Annotated in this window: 13 protein-coding genes; 7 read left to right on the top strand and 6 right to left on the bottom strand. The window is 71.7% G+C overall.

Annotated features, from left to right (window positions below):
• Nucleotides 1-56 precede the first annotated feature (56 nt).
• Nucleotides 57-2,081, top strand: coding sequence for a hypothetical protein (locus ACIBO1_RS15635; protein WP_396746438.1), 2,025 nt, complete (start codon nt 57-59; stop codon nt 2,079-2,081).
• A 6-nt stretch (nt 2,082-2,087) separates the two neighbouring features.
• Here the strand turns inward: ACIBO1_RS15635 and ACIBO1_RS15630 are convergent, their stop codons facing one another.
• Together ACIBO1_RS15630 and ACIBO1_RS15625 are read right to left on the bottom strand one after the other, a co-directional pair.
• Nucleotides 2,088-2,627, bottom strand: a complete 540-nt coding sequence (locus ACIBO1_RS15630) for an acyltransferase (RefSeq protein ID WP_131052501.1) — start codon at nt 2,625-2,627, stop codon at nt 2,088-2,090.
• A gap of 112 nt (nt 2,628-2,739) precedes the next feature.
• Nucleotides 2,740-3,963 (bottom strand): glycosyltransferase family 4 protein, encoded by a 1,224-nt coding sequence (locus tag ACIBO1_RS15625; RefSeq protein WP_396746435.1) that lies wholly within the window; start codon nt 3,961-3,963, stop codon nt 2,740-2,742.
• A gap of 91 nt (nt 3,964-4,054) precedes the next feature.
• Here ACIBO1_RS15625 and ACIBO1_RS15620 point away from each other — a divergent pair, with 91 nt between their 5' ends.
• Nucleotides 4,055-4,828: a NeuD/PglB/VioB family sugar acetyltransferase gene (locus ACIBO1_RS15620; RefSeq protein WP_396746432.1), complete on the top strand. Its 774-nt coding sequence runs from the start codon at nt 4,055-4,057 to the stop codon at nt 4,826-4,828.
• Here ACIBO1_RS15620 and wecB read toward each other — a convergent pair.
• Together wecB and ACIBO1_RS15610 are read right to left on the bottom strand one after the other, a co-directional pair.
• A complete protein-coding gene (gene wecB / locus ACIBO1_RS15615) occupies nt 4,757-5,881 on the bottom strand; it encodes a non-hydrolyzing UDP-N-acetylglucosamine 2-epimerase (protein WP_396746429.1) in 1,125 nt (374 codons plus the stop codon). The two genes, ACIBO1_RS15620 and wecB, sit on opposite strands and share 72 nt — an antisense overlap.
• Before the next feature lie 49 nt (nt 5,882-5,930).
• A complete protein-coding gene (locus ACIBO1_RS15610; protein WP_396746426.1) occupies nt 5,931-7,172 on the bottom strand; it encodes a glycosyltransferase in 1,242 nt (413 codons plus the stop codon).
• Nucleotides 7,173-7,352: 180 nt separating this feature from the next.
• On the opposite strand from ACIBO1_RS15610, the gene gmd reads away from it, so the two are divergent.
• Genes gmd through ACIBO1_RS15595 form a run of 3 tightly spaced genes read left to right on the top strand, consistent with a single transcriptional unit; the run spans nt 7,353 to nt 10,686 of the window.
• A complete protein-coding gene (gene gmd / locus ACIBO1_RS15605; protein WP_396746423.1) occupies nt 7,353-8,366 on the top strand; it encodes a GDP-mannose 4,6-dehydratase in 1,014 nt (337 codons plus the stop codon).
• On the top strand, nt 8,363-9,565 hold the full coding sequence (locus ACIBO1_RS15600; RefSeq protein WP_396746420.1) for a glycosyltransferase: 1,203 nt from the start codon (nt 8,363-8,365) through the stop codon (nt 9,563-9,565). The genes gmd and ACIBO1_RS15600 overlap by 4 nt, the downstream gene beginning before the upstream one ends.
• Complete coding sequence (locus tag ACIBO1_RS15595; protein ID WP_396746418.1) at nt 9,562-10,686, top strand: DegT/DnrJ/EryC1/StrS family aminotransferase; 1,125 nt, start codon at nt 9,562-9,564, stop codon at nt 10,684-10,686. Before ACIBO1_RS15600 ends, ACIBO1_RS15595 begins: the two co-directional genes overlap by 4 nt.
• Nucleotides 10,687-10,706: 20 nt before the next feature.
• Here ACIBO1_RS15595 and ACIBO1_RS15590 read toward each other — a convergent pair whose 3' ends face one another.
• Nucleotides 10,707-11,960, bottom strand: a complete 1,254-nt coding sequence (locus ACIBO1_RS15590; protein WP_396746415.1) for an oligosaccharide flippase family protein — start codon at nt 11,958-11,960, stop codon at nt 10,707-10,709.
• On the bottom strand, nt 11,957-13,252 hold the full coding sequence (locus ACIBO1_RS15585) for a hypothetical protein (protein WP_396746412.1): 1,296 nt from the start codon (nt 13,250-13,252) through the stop codon (nt 11,957-11,959). The genes ACIBO1_RS15590 and ACIBO1_RS15585 overlap by 4 nt, the downstream gene beginning before the upstream one ends.
• A gap of 293 nt (nt 13,253-13,545) precedes the next feature.
• Between ACIBO1_RS15585 and ACIBO1_RS15580 the strand changes: the two genes are divergently transcribed.
• Together ACIBO1_RS15580 and ACIBO1_RS15575 are read left to right on the top strand one after the other, a co-directional pair.
• Nucleotides 13,546-14,472 carry an NAD(+)/NADH kinase gene (locus ACIBO1_RS15580; RefSeq protein ID WP_396746409.1) on the top strand — a complete coding sequence of 309 codons (927 nt, stop codon included), beginning with the start codon at nt 13,546-13,548 and terminating at the stop codon, nt 14,470-14,472.
• 203 nt (nt 14,473-14,675) lie between these two features.
• Complete coding sequence (locus ACIBO1_RS15575) at nt 14,676-16,535, top strand: polysaccharide biosynthesis protein (protein ID WP_396746406.1); 1,860 nt, start codon at nt 14,676-14,678, stop codon at nt 16,533-16,535.
• The last annotated feature ends 139 nt before the right edge of the window (nt 16,536-16,674 follow it).

Raw genomic sequence — 16,674 nt, 5'->3', positions numbered from 1 at the left:
GGGCGACGTGGCGCACAGTGGGCTCATCGGGACGCGTCACGGCGGAGGTGCCGGCCATGGGAGAACTGATCGTCTACCGTTCCAACGCGCTGATGACCGTCCGGTCGCGTTTCGACGCCACCCGGGACGTGCTGATGCCGGCGAACATCGCCTATCCCCAGGGCATGGTCGGCATGTGGCACTCCAGCCTGCCGCAGGTCACGCTCGTGCCGTCGACGGCCACCGACGCCCAGGTGTGGCCCTCCCCGTCGGCCGTGGGCACCCCGATCCACGACACCTCCGACGACAACTGCCCGATCAACACCGGCTGGTCGTACGTGGGTGGCAACCACGGGTACAACGTGGGCAACCAGATCGTCGTGACCGACCACGGCAAGACCACCGCCGACGTGGGTTCCCGGTGGACCGACGGCACCCGGGTGTTCACGCTGCTCGCCATCACCAACGCCAACAGCCTGCTGTTCGGCAACCCGTACGTGATCGTGGACGGCATCGCCCAGGGTGCGCGGGTCCGGCCGACGGCGCCGCTGACCCACGTGTCCGGCGCGACGAACCGCACCACCGTGCCGATCACGGGTCTCACGCCGGACGTGCAGATCCGTCCGGCCACCCACACCCACGTGGTGAGCGTGGAACTCGACGGACGGCCGGTGCCGGACGGTCGGCGTACCGGCCAGGAGCTGCGGATCCGGGAGTCGTACCTGATCCCCTCCTACCGAGGGATGATCGACACCGCCCAGGCGAACATCGGCACACCGATCGCCACGATCATGTCGCGGATCCCGTCGCTGTGCCGGATCGACAACCTGTACCGCTGGAGCACGGACGGGCTGCTGATCTCGCAGACGGTCACCGCGCTGAGCCGCTTCGCCCTGAACGCCGGGGTCACCCAGTGCTCCGCGCTGACCGTGCCGACCGGCGGCAGCCGCCGGCAGTTCATGGCGAACGTGGGGGTCGCCGGCTCACTCAACTGGTCGACCTGGGCGAAGCTCGACACCCTGACCGTCCTCACCGACATCACGCCGGCCACGCTGCGGGACCCGCTGACGCCGGCCGCCAGCATGACCCAGTGGGTGGTGGACTCCGGTGGGGTGCAGAAGTGGGGCATCGCGGTCGGGCTGCTGCCCTTCGACGACGGACAGCCGGCGACGCGGGCCCGGCACACCACGGCGAAGTGCTGGTTCGTCAGCTCCAGTCTCAAGAAGAACTATCCGCAACTGGTGTGGGGACGCACGTTGGAGCCGAATGACTCGGTGACCGGCACGGCGTACCGCCGCTATCTGGCACCGCCCTCGACCGCCACCGAGATCGTCGTCTCCACCGGCACCCACGACGTGGTGGTGATCGAGCGGGTCGACCCGGCCGCCCAGACCCGGATGGCGGCGCCCGAACTGTTCCACCGGCGACTGGTCGCGGACGGTCCGACCAACCTCGCCGTGCCGGACCGGGTCGCCGTCGACGGCATCCCGTACGCGGTACCGGTCTCGCCCGGTTACGGCATGTGGCGCGCCCAGCCCGCACCGCCGGCACCGCCGCAGGTGCCCGGCGTGACGCTCGGCGTCGGCAGCTACTTCCTGCCGCTGGCCGGTCCGACCCGGACGTGCACGTACACCGGCGCGTTCCAGCGGCTCCTGCTGCACCCGGTGTACCTGGCCGAACCGACGCCGGTCGACCGGGCCTGCGTCGAGGTGACCGCAGCCGGCACCGGCGTGTTGCGCCACGGCGTGTACGCCCACGACCCGACGACCGGGCGGCCCGCGCTCCTCGGCCCGATCGCCGACTTCGGCACGCTGGCGGTGACCACCGCCGGGATCAAGGAGTCGGTGCTGAGCACGCCGGTCGTGCTGCCCGGCGGCTGGCACTGGTACGCACTGGTCTGGCAGGGCACCGGCAGCACCGCGCCGACGGTGCTGGCCGAGGCGGCGGGCGAGACGGCGCTCAACATCGGCACCGACCGGACAGCGATGTCCGGCGACCGGTACGGCTACCAGGTGTCCGGCGTGACCGGCGTCCTGGGCGCGATCACGGTCGGCGGCGTACACCAGTTCCCGCCACCCCGCGTGGCCTACCGGCGGGCCTGACGGCCGTCAGACCGTGGTCACCCCGTAGATCCGCTTCATCGCCTCGTGTTTGGCGGGCACCGGCAGGTGGCCGATCCCCAACGACTTGGCCTGCAACCGCGCGAGGTACTCGTCGGTCGTCCGCAGCGGTCGCGCCGGCACCCCGGCGGCCACGGTGTTGTCCGGGATGTCCCGGGTGACGATCGAGCCCGCCCCGATCACGCACCGGTTGCCGATGGTGACCCCCGCGAGGATCATCGACCGCATCCCGATGTAGACGTCGTCGCCGATCACGATCGGCGCGGTCCAGTCGAGGTCCGGGTGCTCCTTGCGGAGGATCAGCGTGCCGCCGTCGTGCGTGACGAACTGCACCTCGGAGGTGATGAAGACGTTGTCGCCGATGGTGATCAGCCAGGGCTCCGAGCCGAACATCGCCCGGCTGATCCCATAGAACCGGACCCGGCCGGTCAGGTTCACCCCGAGGGAACGGGCGAACGCCTCCGGGTCGCGGGTGGCGGCGAGATGGTCCCGCACCCGCTGGACCAGCGTACGAACGCGACGAGACACCTGACGTCCTCACCTGACGAAGTACGCGGCGACGGGCGGGCGCGCCCGCACCGCCGGACACCCTCTTAACGAGCCGGACCGGGTACGGGTGACGGACCCGGCGACTCGACAATCAGCGGCAGAACCGACGGGCGTGCTCCAGCACGTGGAGTTCCCGGTTCTGCCGCCGCCACAGCCGGTACTTCCGGGCGGCGAGCCGTTTCGCCTCGGCACGAGCGGCCACCGGCCGGTCGGCGAGCCGGTCGAGCACCGCGCTGAACGCGGCCACCGTGGCGGGGCGTACCACCGCTCCCCCGGCGTCGGCGATCAGTTCGCTGAAGGGCGTCTCGTCGGAGCAGATCACCGGGCAGCCCGCGGCCAGACTCTCGACGATCACGTGACCGTAGTTCTCGCCCAACGTCGGGAAGAGGAACGCGTCGTACCGGCCGAAGGTCGCAAGCACCTGCGCCGCCGGGAGTTCGCCCCGGTAGGCGACCCGGACGTGTCCGGGCATCGACTCGACGATCCCGCGACACCGTGCCCAGTACTCTTCGTCCTCCACCGGCCCGAAGATGTCGAACTCGATCGGCCGGGTCGCGCCGGCCACCGCCTCCAGCGCGGTGACCAGGTTCTTCATCGGCGAGATCCGGCCGACGAAGACCAGTCGCAGCGGCCCCTCGCGCGGCTCGGCGGGTGGGGCGGGATCCTCCGGCACGGCGCACTCGTTGCCGTTGACCATCACCTGGGCCCACGGCACGGCCGCCCGGATCTGCTCCTCCTCCCGCCGGCTGCATGCCTGCCAGCGCACGTCGAGCCGGCGCAGCAGCGGCGCCCACACCGACAGAAAGAGTCGCTTCTTGCGCGACCTGATGTCGAGGGCGGCCGGCGCCAGTTCACCGCGCGGCGCGAGCAGGATCGCCCCGGCGCGCAGCACGCCCGAGGCGACCGCGAGGATCGACACCACCGAGAACGCCGACCAGAGGCTGTTGAGATAGAGCAGGTCGACCGGCCGGGAGCGGACGTGCCGCAGCAGCCGGGCCCAGTGCCGGAGGGCGAACGGGTCGAGGTAGAACACGGCGGCGCGGGCGTCGCGGTGCAGCAGCCGCCCGGACAGCCCCGGGTAGGACACCGGTGAGCGCAGGTCGCGGTCCCGGGTGACCAGGGTGACGTCGATCCCCTCCGGCAGGGTGTCCAGGATGTACCGCAGGGAGCGGATCGGCCCGCCGCCCCGGAAGCCGGGCTCGAACACACCGGCGGTCGCGACGACCCGATAGCCGTCCGCCTCGACAGCGCGCAGCGACACCGACCGGCGTGCACCGGCGGCGTCGGGCGGACGGGTCCGCACCGGCTCGTTCACTGTGTGGCTCAACCTTCAGCAGACGGGTGTTTACACCGCAGCGCAGCCGCGTCGGCACGGCCGTCACCATCGACGCTCCGAGACGGTTCAGATGGCGGAGAGCGACCGGCGTTCTCCACGGACGAGGGAGGCACGGGTGACGACCGACGTAGTGATCGTAGGAGTCGGTGGGATGGGCCGTGAGGTGTATCGGGTAATTTGTCTACTTAACACGCCGGTGCCCGACGTACCCCGATGGCGGGTGCTCGGGTTCGTCGACGACTACCCCACCGAGCCCGACGTCGCGCTGGTGCACCGCCTCGGGGTGCCGTTCCTCGGCCCGACCCACCGGCTGGGCGGGCTGCCACCGACCACGCGGGTGGCGCTCGGGGTCGGCCGGCCCCGACTGCGCCGGGAGACCGCCGAGGCCATCGCCCACCACGGGCTGCCCGCCGCCACGGTGATCCACCCGGACGCCGAGATCGGCGCGGACTGCGTGGTCGGCGAAGGACTGTTCGCCGCCGGTGGCGCGCGGGTCACGACGAACGTGATCCTCGGCCGCCACGTACACCTCAACCAGAACTGCACGGTGGGGCACGACGCGGAGCTGGGCGACTACGTGTCGGTCAACCCGCTGGCCGCCGTCTCCGGCCACTGTCGCCTCGCCGAGGGCGTGATGGTCGGGACCACCGCCGCCGTCCTGCCCCGGCTCACGGTCGGCCGGGACGCCGTCGTCGGGGCCGGGGCCTGCGTGACGCGCGACGTCCCAGCCGGTGTCGTGGTCACCGGGGTACCGGCCCGACCGACCCCGTCCTCAGTGCCGAATGCCCGCCCAGTCGTGATGGCGGCGCACGGTCGACAGGATGAAGTCGACCACCCGGCGTGACGTGTCCGGGACCTGGTAGTCCAGCGGGCAGCCGGCGGCACCCACCTCCGCCTGCGCGATCACCACGCGGACCGCCTCCACCACCCCGGCCGGGTCCAGGCCGGTCATCACGATCGCCCCGGTGTCCAGCGCCTCCGGGCGCTCGATCGACTCGCGCAGCGTCACCGCCGGGAAGCCGAGGATCGCCGACTCCTCGCTGACCGTGCCGCTGTCGGAGAGCGTGCAGCGGGCATGCCGTTGCAGGGTCACGTAGTCGAAGAAGCCGAAGGGCTCGTGGAAGGCGATGGCCTCCAGGCGCGTACCGTCCACGGCCAGGGACTCCAGCCGCTTGCGGGTCCGTGGGTGGGTGGAGACCAGCAGCGGCAGCCCCCACTCGTCGCGGACGGCGCAGAGGCAGTCCAGCAGCCGGCGGAGCCGGTCCGGGTGGTCGACGTTCTCCTCCCGGTGGGCGCTGACCACGACGTAGCCACCGGGCTCCAGGTCGAGCCGCGCCAGCACGGTGGACGCCTCGATCTGCGGCCGGTAGTAATCCAGCACCTCGCGCATGGGCGAACCGGTGTGCAGGATGCGCCGCGGGTGCAGGCCCTCGGCGAGCAGGTTGCGCCGGGCGTGCTCGGAGTAGACCAGGTTGAAGTCGGCGACGTGGTCGACCATCCGCCGGTTGGTCTCCTCCGGCACGTTCAGGTCGAAGCAGCGGTTGCCGGCCTCCATGTGGTACACCGGCACCTTCATCCGGCGGGCCATCAGGGCGGAGATCGCGCTGTTGGTGTCACCGAGCACCAGCAACGCGTCCGGACGCGTCTCGGCGATCGCGGCCTCGGTACCGACCAGGACGGCACCGAGCAGGCTGCCGAGCGAGCTGGTGTCCGCCCGCAGGAACCGGTCCGGCGCGCGGACCCCCAGCTCGGTGAAGAAGATGTCGGACAGGGCCGGGTCCCAGTTCTGTCCCGTGTGCACCAACGTGTGCTCCACGGTCCGGTCCAGCGCGTCGATCACCCGGGCCAACCGGATGATCTCCGGCCTGGTCCCGACAACGGTCATCACCCGGGTCACGGGCAGTCTCCTCACCACGGTCTTCCGATGGGCGGGCTGGCCCACCGATTCAGGACGTACGCCCCTGCGGGGGCACCCGGTACGCCGGGTCGCGGATCACGTGCCGCGCCTGGTCGAGCACGCTGACCCGGGTCAGGCTCGCCTGCCAGCGCCGGTACGCCGCCCCGGCGGCCACCCGCGCCGCGTGCCGCTGCTCCGGCGCGGCCGTGGCGACCTGCGTGACCAGTGCGCCCAGGGCCACCGGGGTCAGGTCGGTCAGCACCAGCCCGCCACCGTCGCGCAGCACGTCGGTCCAGGGGGTGCGGTCGGAGCAGACCACCGGGCAGTACGCCGACAGGCTCTCCGCGATGGCGTTGCCGAAGTTCTCGCCCCGGGTCGGCAGCACGAACGCCTCGTACCGGGAGAAGGTCTCGCGGACCTGGTCGGGGTGCAGTTCCCCGCGATAGGCCACGGTGGCCTGCTCGGGCAGGGCCGCGATCAGGTCCTGGCACCGACGCCAGTACCCCGGGTCCCCCACCGGGCCGAAGACGTCCAGCCGGACCGGCACCGGCACGTGGGCGAGCGCGCGGAGCACCAGGTCGAGGTTCTTCATCGGGGAGATCCGTCCGATGAAGACCAGCCGGGCCTGGGCGTTCGGCGGCAGCGCGACCGGCTCCGGCTCCGGTTCGGGGCCGCTGGCGACGGCGACCACCCCGATCCGGGCCCGGGGCAGCACCCGCCGGATGTCGGCGGCCTCGGCCGGGGTGGTGGCGTGCCACAGCACCCGGGGCTGCCCCAGCATCCACCGCCAACCGGCCAGGAAGACCCGCTTGCGCAGGCCGTGCAGTCGCAGCGCGGCCGACCCGAACTCGCCCCGGGGAGCCACCAGCACGCGCCGCACCCGCAGCAGGCCGAGCCGGGCCGCGACGATCGGCAGGATGGAGAAGGTCGACCAGACGCTGTTCACGTAGAGCAGGTCGAACCGGACCGCGCGCAGCGCGCGCCAGAGCTGCCGCCAGTGCGCCGGACGGCGTACCCCGAGATAGAAGATGTCGGTCCGGCCGAATCGCGCCCACCGGCCGGAGAGACCGGGATAGGGATCGCGGGAACCGAGGTCGTGGTCGCGGGTCAACATCGTCGTCTCGATGTCGTCGCTGGCCTTGGCGAGCACGTCCGAGATCGAGCGGACCGGGCCGCCGGCCCGCCATCCGGGAACGAAGTACTCCGCCGTGACGAGAACGCGGAATTGCTTCTCGTCGTATTCCGAGACTCCTTCTCGAAATTGCGACACGGGGGTGGTGTCGTTGACCATCTTCGCTCCTCGCCGGCAGCACAGGACTGATTGGACCAACGATCGAGCGCTTCTGCGGTGACTGCCGGACGCGGCGGAAGACACCTTCCGAACAGTATGCGCAAAGACGGAAACCGGGACCCTGAAAACCGCTATAAAAACCAGGCGACACCCACCGTCGATACAGCGCTAGGGGACTTCATGTCACGAGTGGCACTCATATCCGGTATCACCGGGCAGGACGGCAGCTACCTGACCGAATTCCTGCTCGACAAGGGATACACGGTGCATGGGATCAAGCGGCGCTCGTCGTCGTTCAACACCGATCGACTGGACCGCATCGACGTGCACCCACGCCACTCGGACGCCCGGTTGTTCCTGCACTACGGCGACCTGTCCGACCCGGCCAGCCTGACCTCGCTGATCCGGGACGTCCGGCCCGACGAGATCTACAACCTCGGCGCGCAGAGCCACGTCCGGGTCTCCTTCGACATCCCCGGTTACACCGCCGACGTCACCGCGCTCGGCGCCCTGCACATGCTGGAGGCCGCCCGCGCCGCCGGCATCGACTGCCGCTACTACCAGGCGTCGTCCTCGGAGATGTTCGGCTCGACGCCGCCGCCGCAGCGCGAGGAGACGCCGTTCCATCCGCGCAGCCCGTACGCGTGCGCCAAGGTCTACGCGTACTGGTCGGCGGTGAACTACCGCGAGTCGTGGGACATGTTCTGCGTCAACGGCATCCTGTTCAACCACGAGAGCCCCCGGCGCGGCGAGAACTTCGTCACCCGCAAGATCACTCGGGCGGTGGCGCGCATCGAGGCGGGCCTGCAGGACCGGCTCTATCTCGGCAACCTCGACGCGGTACGGGACTGGGGCTACGCCCCGGAGTACGTCGAGGCGATGTGGCTGGCCCTGCAACAGGACAGCCCGGACGACTACGTGGTCGCCACCGGCGAGGGGCACACCGTCCGCGAGTTCGTCGAGGCGGCCTTCGACCAGGTGGGTCTGGACTGGGAGCAGTACGTCCAGATCGACCCGGCGTACTACCGGCCCGCCGAGGTCGACGCGTTGATCGGCGACTACGGCAAGGCTCGCCGTCGGCTCGGCTGGGCGCCCAAGACCCTCTTCGGGGACCTGGTGCGGGTGATGGTCGACGCCGACCGTCAACTGCTCGAGGACGAGCGGATGGGACGCCTGGTGCGGGTGGACCGATGAGGGTCACCGTCGACGCCACCCCGATCCGCCCCGGCCACGCGGCCGGTGTCGAGGCGTTCGCGTACGGCCTGCTGGCGGGCATGGCCGCCGACGACTCCTGCGACCTGCGGGTCGAGGTCCTGCGCGGCACGCTGGACCAGTGGCGGGGATACCTGCCCGCTGACCGGATCGACTGGACCGAGGTGGCCCAGCCGCTGCGGTCGGACAACCCGGCCGGACAACTACTGCGACGCTGGACACCGACCCGGGTCCGCAACTCGGTGGCCGTACGCCGGACGGTCAACCTGCTGCGTCAGCGCTCCGGAGCACCGTCCTCGGGCGCGGACGTGACGTTGTACCCGTTCCACTGTGCGCCCACCGGGTCCGGCAGGTCGGTGGTGGTCCTGCACGACCTGCGGCACCTGCACGCCGACTTCCACTCCCCCGGGTACGCGGCCGTGGTCCGCGAGAACGTGGCCAGGGCCGCTGCCGTCGTCGTGACCTGGCCGCACCCGTACCGGCAGGCGCTGCGACTGTTCCCCGAGGCGGCGCAGCGCATCGTGCTCATCCCGACGCCCACCTTCCAACCCGCGCCGGACCGCGCCGCCGCCCACCCGGAACCGGGCCTGCTCGTCTATCCGTCGTCGACCGCGACGCACAAGAACCACGCGACGCTGCTGGAGGCGATGGCGTTGCTGCCGGAGTACCGCCTGGTCTGCCCGGGACCGCTGGTCGAACCCGAGGCGAGTCGCCTGCTCACCCGCGCCGCCCAGCCGGACCTGCGCGGCCGGGTGTCCTTCCCCGGCTTCGTCAGCCTGGACGAACTCCACGCCCTGTACGCCCGCGCCGACGCGGTGGTGGTGCCCTCGCTCTGGGAGGCGGCCAGCGGGACGATGCTGGAGGCGTTCAGTTGGGGACTCCCGGTGGCCTGCGCCGACTCGGAGCCGCTGCTGGCCCAACTGGAGTTCACCGGGGCGCAGGCGGCGGTGTTCCGGGCCACCGACCCGTCCGCGCTGGCCGACGCGGTCCGACGGCTCTCCGCCGACCGGGAGCACTACGCCGCCGCGTCCCGCCGTGCCGACGGCCGGCTGGCCTCCCGTACCTGGGCGGCCACCGGTCAGGACTACCTGGACGTGTTGCGCTGGGCGGCGGACGGACAGCCCGGTCCGGTGCCCCGGTCCGCGTTCGCCACCGCCCTCGATCCGGAGGTGGTGTCGTGAGCACGCCGGAGCGTTTCCCGGTGGCCCGGCCCAGCATCACCGACCTGGAGGAGCGCTACGTCGTCGATGCCATCCGGAGTGGCTGGATCTCGTCGCACGGCCCCTACCTGCGGGAGTTCGAGGAACGCTTCGCCCGCCGCTGCGCCGCCGACGCCGCGGTGTCCACCGGCAACGGCACGGTGGCCCTGCACCTCGTGCTGGCCGCCGCCGGCATCGGGCCGGGCGACGAGGTGATCGTGCCCGCGCTGACCTACGTGGCGACGGCGAACGCGGTCGCGTACTGCGGTGCCCGCGCGGTCTGCGTGGACGTGCTGCCGCAGAGCTGGTGCGTCGACCCGGCCGCCGTACGCGCGGCGATCGGCCCGCGTACCCGGGCGGTCATCGCCGTCGACCTGTACGGCCACCCGGCCGACTATCCCGCCCTGCGCGATCTCTGCCACCGGCACGGACTGCTCCTGGTCGCCGACGCGGCCGAGTCGTTCGGCGCCACGCTCGACGGGCACCCCACCGGGTCACTGGCCGACGTCACCACGTTCTCGTTCTTCGGCAACAAGGTGATCACCTCGGGCGAGGGCGGCTGCGTGACCACCTCGGACAGTGCCCTGGCCGACCGGATGCGCCTGCTGCGCAACCAGGGGATGGACCCGCACCGCCGCTACTACTTCCCGGTGCTGGGTTACAACTACCGGATGACCAACCTGAGCGCGGCGTTGCTCTGTGCCCAGCTCGACCGGGCCGACGAGATCATCGCGCACCGCGACCGGGTGATCGCCGGCTACGAGACGCAGTTGGCCGACGAGCCGGGGCTGACCCGCCAACCCGTGCTGCCCGGGGTCCGCCGGGGACCGTGGATGGCCGCGTTCCTGGTGGGCGACGAGGGCGACGTCACCTCCCGGGACGCGCTGGCCCGGGCGCTGGACCGACACGGCGTGGAGACCCGGCCCTTCTTCGTGCCGATCATCGAGTTGCCCGCGCACCGCGACGAGGCGGCGGACTGCCCGGTGACCACCGACCTCAGCCGTCGGGGCATCAACCTGCCCACCCACCCGGAGTTGGGCGAGGCGGACGTGAAGACCGTGGTGGAACGGGTCCGCTCCGCCCTGGCCGGCGTCACCGGCTGACCGGACGGACGCGACGCCGGTCAGCGCGAGTCGACCGGCGTCGCGTCCAACCGCAGGTAGCTGAACCACCAGCAGGCGGCGCTGAGCAGGGCGAGCACCGCCAGCGCGCCGGCTGCGCCGCCGGCGCCGAACAGGACACCGCCGGCCACGATCGTCGCGATCCGCAGCGGTCCGAGAGCCACACCGATGGCCAGCGCCCGCGCCCCCGCCGACTGCACCCGGTGCCCGGCGAACGCGACCAGCGCGATCGGCGCCAACAGCGCCTCGACGGACAGCAACGGCAACAGTGGACGGGCCGCGTGCCAGTTGTCCCCGAGCACCGTCCGGCCCACCTCGTCGGGCAACAGGCACAACGCGAGGACCAGCGGCAGGAGTACGCCCACGGAGAGCGCGACGACCGCACCGGCGGCCCGTACCCGGGCCCGGGGCGTGTCGGCGCGGGACTGCGCCAGGTAGGGCACGATCAGCGAGGAGAGCGTCGTCGTCAGCAGGGTCACCGGTCCGAAGACCGTCCGGGCCGCGCCGAGGGCGCCCACCACGGCCACCCCGGCCGTGGCGGCCAGCGCGCTCAGGGCCAGTTGGGCCGAGCCGGTAGTGACCAGGAACTGTGCGGCGAACGAGGCGGCGACCCGGGTCTCCCGGCGGTCGAGTCCCCAGCCGGGCAGCACGCCGTACCGCTGCCAAAGGGCGGCCACGACGCCGAGAACGGCACCGGACGCCGCCCAACCGGCGAAGATCATGACCGTCGGCGCGCCCGTGCCCAGCACCGTCCCGACCGACAGCGCGGTGCAGCACAGCCAGGCGCACTCCTGCGTCCAGGCCACCCGGGTCCCGCCGACGCCGATGCTGATCGCCTTGACGTAGTCGTAGACCACCAGGCCGGGCAGGGCCAGGCCGACGACCGTGAGGTACGGCGAGCCGAGCACCGCTCCGGTGGCCGCCGTGAGCACCCCGGACACGACGGCGACGGCGGCGGCCCGACGTGCCCCCCGACCGACCGCACGCCGCTCCGGCGCCTGCCGCGCGGCCAGCACCGCCTCCGTGACCGCCGTCCGTACCAGACCGATGACCAGCACGTAGACGGAGAAAGCAAGGGCGAACTGGCCCAGTCCGGACAGCGACTCGCCACGGGCGACGGAGATCGAGACCATCAGGTTGCCCACACTGGACAGCCCGTTCACCGACAACGCCGCCACCGCCCGACGGGCGAACGCACGCCGTCCACCCGAGCCGGTGGCCGCCGGAGCGGGCCGGGGTGTCGCCCGGATCGTCACGGGTCGGACCGGGCGCCCGGCGACACGGACCGCGACCGCGACCGGCTCAGACGCAGGAGCAGCAGCACCGGCAGCGCGGCGACGGTGAACTGCACGAACGAGATCATCGACTCCGGATAGACCTTCGACCACATCAGCGGGGCCGCCACCACGAAACTGAAGACCGCGAGACGGATCGGTCCCGGCGCGCCACCGGCCCGCAGCAGCAGCACGCCGACGAGCGCCCAACCGAGGTGGTACAGGACCACGCCCCACGGGCCGTCCAGGAAGTAGATCGTGCCCAGAGAGAGGAAGGTGTAGGCGGAGGTGGAGGTGCCGCCCAGGTACTCGTTGATCCGGGCACCGGTCGACAGGGCCGGCCGGTCCGGGTCGATCATCCGGGGCACCAGCCCGTACCGCACCACCTCGGTCAGGCCGGGTCGCTCGATGTCGACCGGGATGTCGTACTCGCTGGCCCGGGTCACCTGGAGATCGAGCCGCAGCCGGTCGGCGGAGGTCACCGCCTCGTCGATCGCCACGCCCCCGTCGGCGCGCAGGTCGTTGCGGGCGGCGTACACCGTCGGCCAGATCAGGAACATCGCCAGCACGGCGACGACCACGAACCGGCTGTGCAGCAGCCCGCATATGGCCGCCAGCGCGACGAGGAAGGAGAGGTAGGTCATCAACGGCGCGGTCAACGCCGTCGCCACCGCGACCACGAGTTGCGTCCCGAGCAGGCAGAGCGTCCAGCGCAGGCAGGCCAGCCGACTGGCCAGTCCGGCGAGCAGACTGGCGGCCAGCAGGGCGAACGCGAGGTACCGCCACCCCATGAACAGCGAGCTGACCACCGCCGCCGGTGAGGAGACGACCTCGCCGGTGAGCTGGGTGAAGATGGTGCCCTGGCCGACCCAGGCACTGACCAGGTCAGCGGTGACGCTGACCAGTACGACCGCGCGGGCGATCGTGAACAGGTGGGGATAACCGTCGCTGGCCTCGGCCAGACCGCGTTGCCACTCCCCCCGCCGGCCCACCCGCCGGAGGAAGGCCAACTCCACCGCCAGACAAGCCGGCACGGCCAACCCCAGCAGCATGACGATGAAGCCGACGTCAGGGTTGTCGTTGAGCACCGCCATCGGCACGATGAGCACCGCGTACGGGGCCAGCACCACGGTGGTGACCGGGAAGAGTTGCAGCAGCCAGGTCAGCCGGGGCAGCTTGCGCCGCCGACCACGGACCACGGTCGGTGTGGTCGATGGGCCGGGCGGTGACGGCACCCGCGCCTCGACGATCCGGTACGACGTCGAGGCCGTCACCTGCTCCCCGCTCCGGTGCGGTGACGCGGGCGGGACACTTCTCGAATGCGAACCCGAATCGGCGCATTCCTCATGTACGGGCCTCCGCGATATCCGTTCGACTCCGAGCGGGCAAATCAAACTAGCATCGGCGACCACGATTATCGAACAGGCCGCAGAATGAGGCGGGTTCGTGAATTCGTGTCGCGTTGACAATTCTCGGGTAAGCACTCCGGCGGCGCGGGTCGACCATCCGCCCGTCGACACCCACGGGTAGCCCGGTACGACCGACCGGACTGTGGTGAGCTGAGCGCATGGACGGTATCCGCCTCGGACTGGTGCTCCATCCCACCCGGGACACCTCGCCCGTGGTGGACACCATCGCGGCCTGGGCCGTCCGGCACGACGCCACCCTGGCGGTACGCGTCGAGGACCGCCACCGGGTCCCCGAGTCGGTCCGGCCGATGTCGACGGCGGAACTCGTCGCCCGCTCCGACGTGCTGATCAGCATCGGCGGCGACGGCACCATGCTGGGCGCGCTCCGGATGGCCGTGGACGACCCCACGCCGGTGCTCGGCGTACACCTGGGCAAGGTCGGGTTCCTGGTCGAGGTGGAGCCGCCGGAGGTGCCGGCGGCGCTGGACCGGCTGCTGACCCGCAACTACACCGTGGCGGGGCACAGTTGCCTGGCCTGCGACGTGTGCGGCGACGACGTGGTCGCGTTCAACGACATCGCGCTGATCCGCGCGCCCGGCCAGGGTTTCGTCACCGCCACCCTGGCCGTCGACGGACGCCGCTACGGCTACTACCGCTGCGACGCGGTGGTGGTCAGCACGCCGGCCGGGTCGACCGCCTACAGCTACGCGGCGGGCGGACCGTTGATCTCCCCGGCCACGCGGGCGGTGGTGGTGACCCCGAGCGCGCCGATGTCCGGCATCTCCCGGGCCGTGGTGCTCTCCCCCGACGAGAACGTCCGGCTGGAACTGCGGCCCGGGTCCGGGCCGGTGGCGGTGGAGGTCGACGGGCTGCTGATCCGCGAGGGGTCGACCTCCGGCGCGGTCGACATCCGCTACCGCCACGACGCGGGCCTGGTGGTACGCCTCGACCCCGGCCGATTCCAGGAGCGCAGCCAGCTCAAGCTGAGCCTGCTGGACCTGCCGCTGCTGCCCGAGCAACTGCGCGAACTGCTCCCCGAGGAGCTGCGTCACCGCCTCGACCGCCGGATACCACCTCCGGAGTGAATTCAACGTCTGCGCATTCGGAGAATGTCTCCCCTTTCTCCACACGCGACAATTGTTCGCACTTCCGGAAATGAACGATCGGCCAGATAAACGTGAAAGAGGGAATCGCACGACCTTAATTCGGCTAAGCAGTTAGGGGACGTACGTGGCCCCTGACCTGATGTGGGTCTCCACCGGCCACGGACAGGACAGGGGAGATCGTCATGCCACCCGAGATAACGCCGACGCCCCGGGACCGGACCAGAGTGAACCGACGCCGTACCGCCGTCTTCCTCGCCGCCGACGCCCTCGCCTGGGTCGGCGGCTTCACCGTGGCCGGCTGGGCCCGACACGAACAGGTGCTCACCGCCGACCAGGCCGCCGACGTGATGCTGCTCGGTGCCGCCACCGCCGTGCTGCACGTCGGCATCAGCGCACTACGGCGGATCTACTCCGGCCGGCAGCCGCTGGGCACCATCGAGGAGGTCCGTGGGCTCGCCGGCACGACCGCCACCACGGCCGCCCTGGTGCTGCTCGCCCTGCTCGCCTTCGGCGACCGCCCGGTTCCGGCCAGCACCCCGGTGGTCGGCGGCGCACTGGCCCTGCTGTTCATGCTCTGCTCCCGCCTGCTGCACCGGCACCGCCGGGACCGCGCCATGCGCCCGGACGCCCGGTCGGCCACTCCGGTGCTCCTGTTCGGTCTCGGCGAGGCCGGTCAGGGGTTGGTCCGGGCCATGCTCGGCGACCCGAAGGGGCGCTACCTGCCGGTCGGCGCGCTGGACGACGACCCGGAGCGGCGCGACCTGCGCATCGCCGGGGTCCCGGTGCTCGGCGGCCGGAAGCAGCTCGCCGAGGCGGTCCGCCGCACCGGCGCGACCACACTGATCTTCTCGGTGGCGAACGCCGACGCGACGCTGATCCGGGAGATCCGGGAGATCACCCTCCGTACCGGCGCCGCCTTCAAGATCATTCCGCCGGTCCGGGAGCTGGTGGATCACCGGATCCGGGTCAGCGACGTCCGCGACGTGCAGATCAGCGACCTGCTCGGCCGCCGCCAGGTGGTCGGCGACCTGACGCTCGATGACAACGGCCTCGCCGGTCGGCGGGTTCTGGTCACCGGCGCCGGAGGTTCGATCGGGTCGGAACTGTGCCGGCAGATCATGCGCGCCAACCCGGGCGAGCTGATGATGCTCGACCGGGACGAGTCCGCGCTGCACGGCCTCCAGATGTCCCTCACCGGGCGGGCGTTGCTCGACGGCCCCGAACTCATCCTCGCCGACCTGCGCGACGACGAGGGGATCCGGCGCATCATGCGGGACCGCCGACCCGAGATCGTCTTCCACGCCGCCGCGCTCAAGCACCTGACCCTGCTGGAACGGCACCCCGGCGAGGCGATCAAGACCAACGTCTGGGGCACGCTCACCGTCCTGGACGCCTGCCGGGACGTCGCCCGCTTCGTCAACATCTCCACCGACAAGGCCGCCAACCCGATCAGCGTGCTCGGCTACTCCAAGCGCCTCACCGAGATGCTCACCGCCCACGCCGCGGCCACTCACCCGGGCACCTTCCTCAGCGTCCGGTTCGGCAACGTGCTCAGCAGCCGAGGCTCCGTGGTCACCGCCTTTCAGCGGCAGATCGAGGCGGGACAGCCGTTGACCGTCACGCACCCCGACGTGACGCGGTACCTGATGACCGTGCAGGAGGCGGTACACCTGGTCCTCCAGGCGGCCAGCATCGGACGCGACGGCGAGGCGCTGGTGCTCGACATGGGCGAGCCGGTCCGCATCGACGACCTGGCCCGCCGCATGGTCGCCCAGTCGGCCAGCCCGGTGCAGGTCGTCTACACCGGACTGCGTCCCGGCGAGAAACTGCACGAGGACCTGCTCGGCCACGGCGAGGCCGACCACCGGCCGCTGCACCCGCTGATCTCGCACGTGACGGTGCCGGCCCTGGACCCGCTTGAGGTCAGCGCACTCGACCCGTTCGGTGACCCGGGCCTGATCGTCGACCAACTCGCCGCGCTCTGCGGCGTCCTGCCGGCTACGGCCCGCGAACGCCAGCCGGGCATCCCGCTGGCCCGCTGACGCGCCACACCGTCGTGGGGGGGGGGGGGGGGGGGGGGGGGGGGGGGCCGGGCCGGGGGGGGGGGGCGCCCCCCCCCCCCCCGCGCCCCCGCCCCCCCCCCCCGCCCGCCGGCCCACCCGCCCGGGCCCAGCCCGCGCG

This window comes from Micromonospora sp. NPDC049903, assembly GCF_044460945.1.
Taxonomy (GTDB): Bacteria; Actinomycetota; Actinomycetes; order Mycobacteriales; family Micromonosporaceae; genus Micromonospora.
The sequence above is the reverse complement of the archived record's forward strand: the minus strand, read 5'-3'. Positions and strand labels throughout refer to the sequence as shown.

What these genes read in the sequence shown, in the direction of transcription:
- ACIBO1_RS15580 (WP_396746409.1), top strand. Translation starts at nt 13,546, where the DNA reads ATGGACGGTATCCGCCTCGGACTGGTGCTCCATCCCACCCGGGACACC.
- ACIBO1_RS15635 (WP_396746438.1), top strand. Translation starts at nt 57, where the DNA reads ATGGGAGAACTGATCGTCTACCGTTCCAACGCGCTGATGACCGTCCGG.
- ACIBO1_RS15620 (WP_396746432.1), top strand. Translation starts at nt 4,055, where the DNA reads ATGGCGGAGAGCGACCGGCGTTCTCCACGGACGAGGGAGGCACGGGTG.
- gmd (WP_396746423.1), top strand. Translation starts at nt 7,353, where the DNA reads ATGTCACGAGTGGCACTCATATCCGGTATCACCGGGCAGGACGGCAGC.
- ACIBO1_RS15610 (WP_396746426.1), bottom strand. Translation starts at nt 7,172, where the DNA reads ATGGTCAACGACACCACCCCCGTGTCGCAATTTCGAGAAGGAGTCTCG.
- ACIBO1_RS15575 (WP_396746406.1), top strand. Translation starts at nt 14,676, where the DNA reads ATGCCACCCGAGATAACGCCGACGCCCCGGGACCGGACCAGAGTGAAC.
- ACIBO1_RS15600 (WP_396746420.1), top strand. Translation starts at nt 8,363, where the DNA reads ATGAGGGTCACCGTCGACGCCACCCCGATCCGCCCCGGCCACGCGGCC.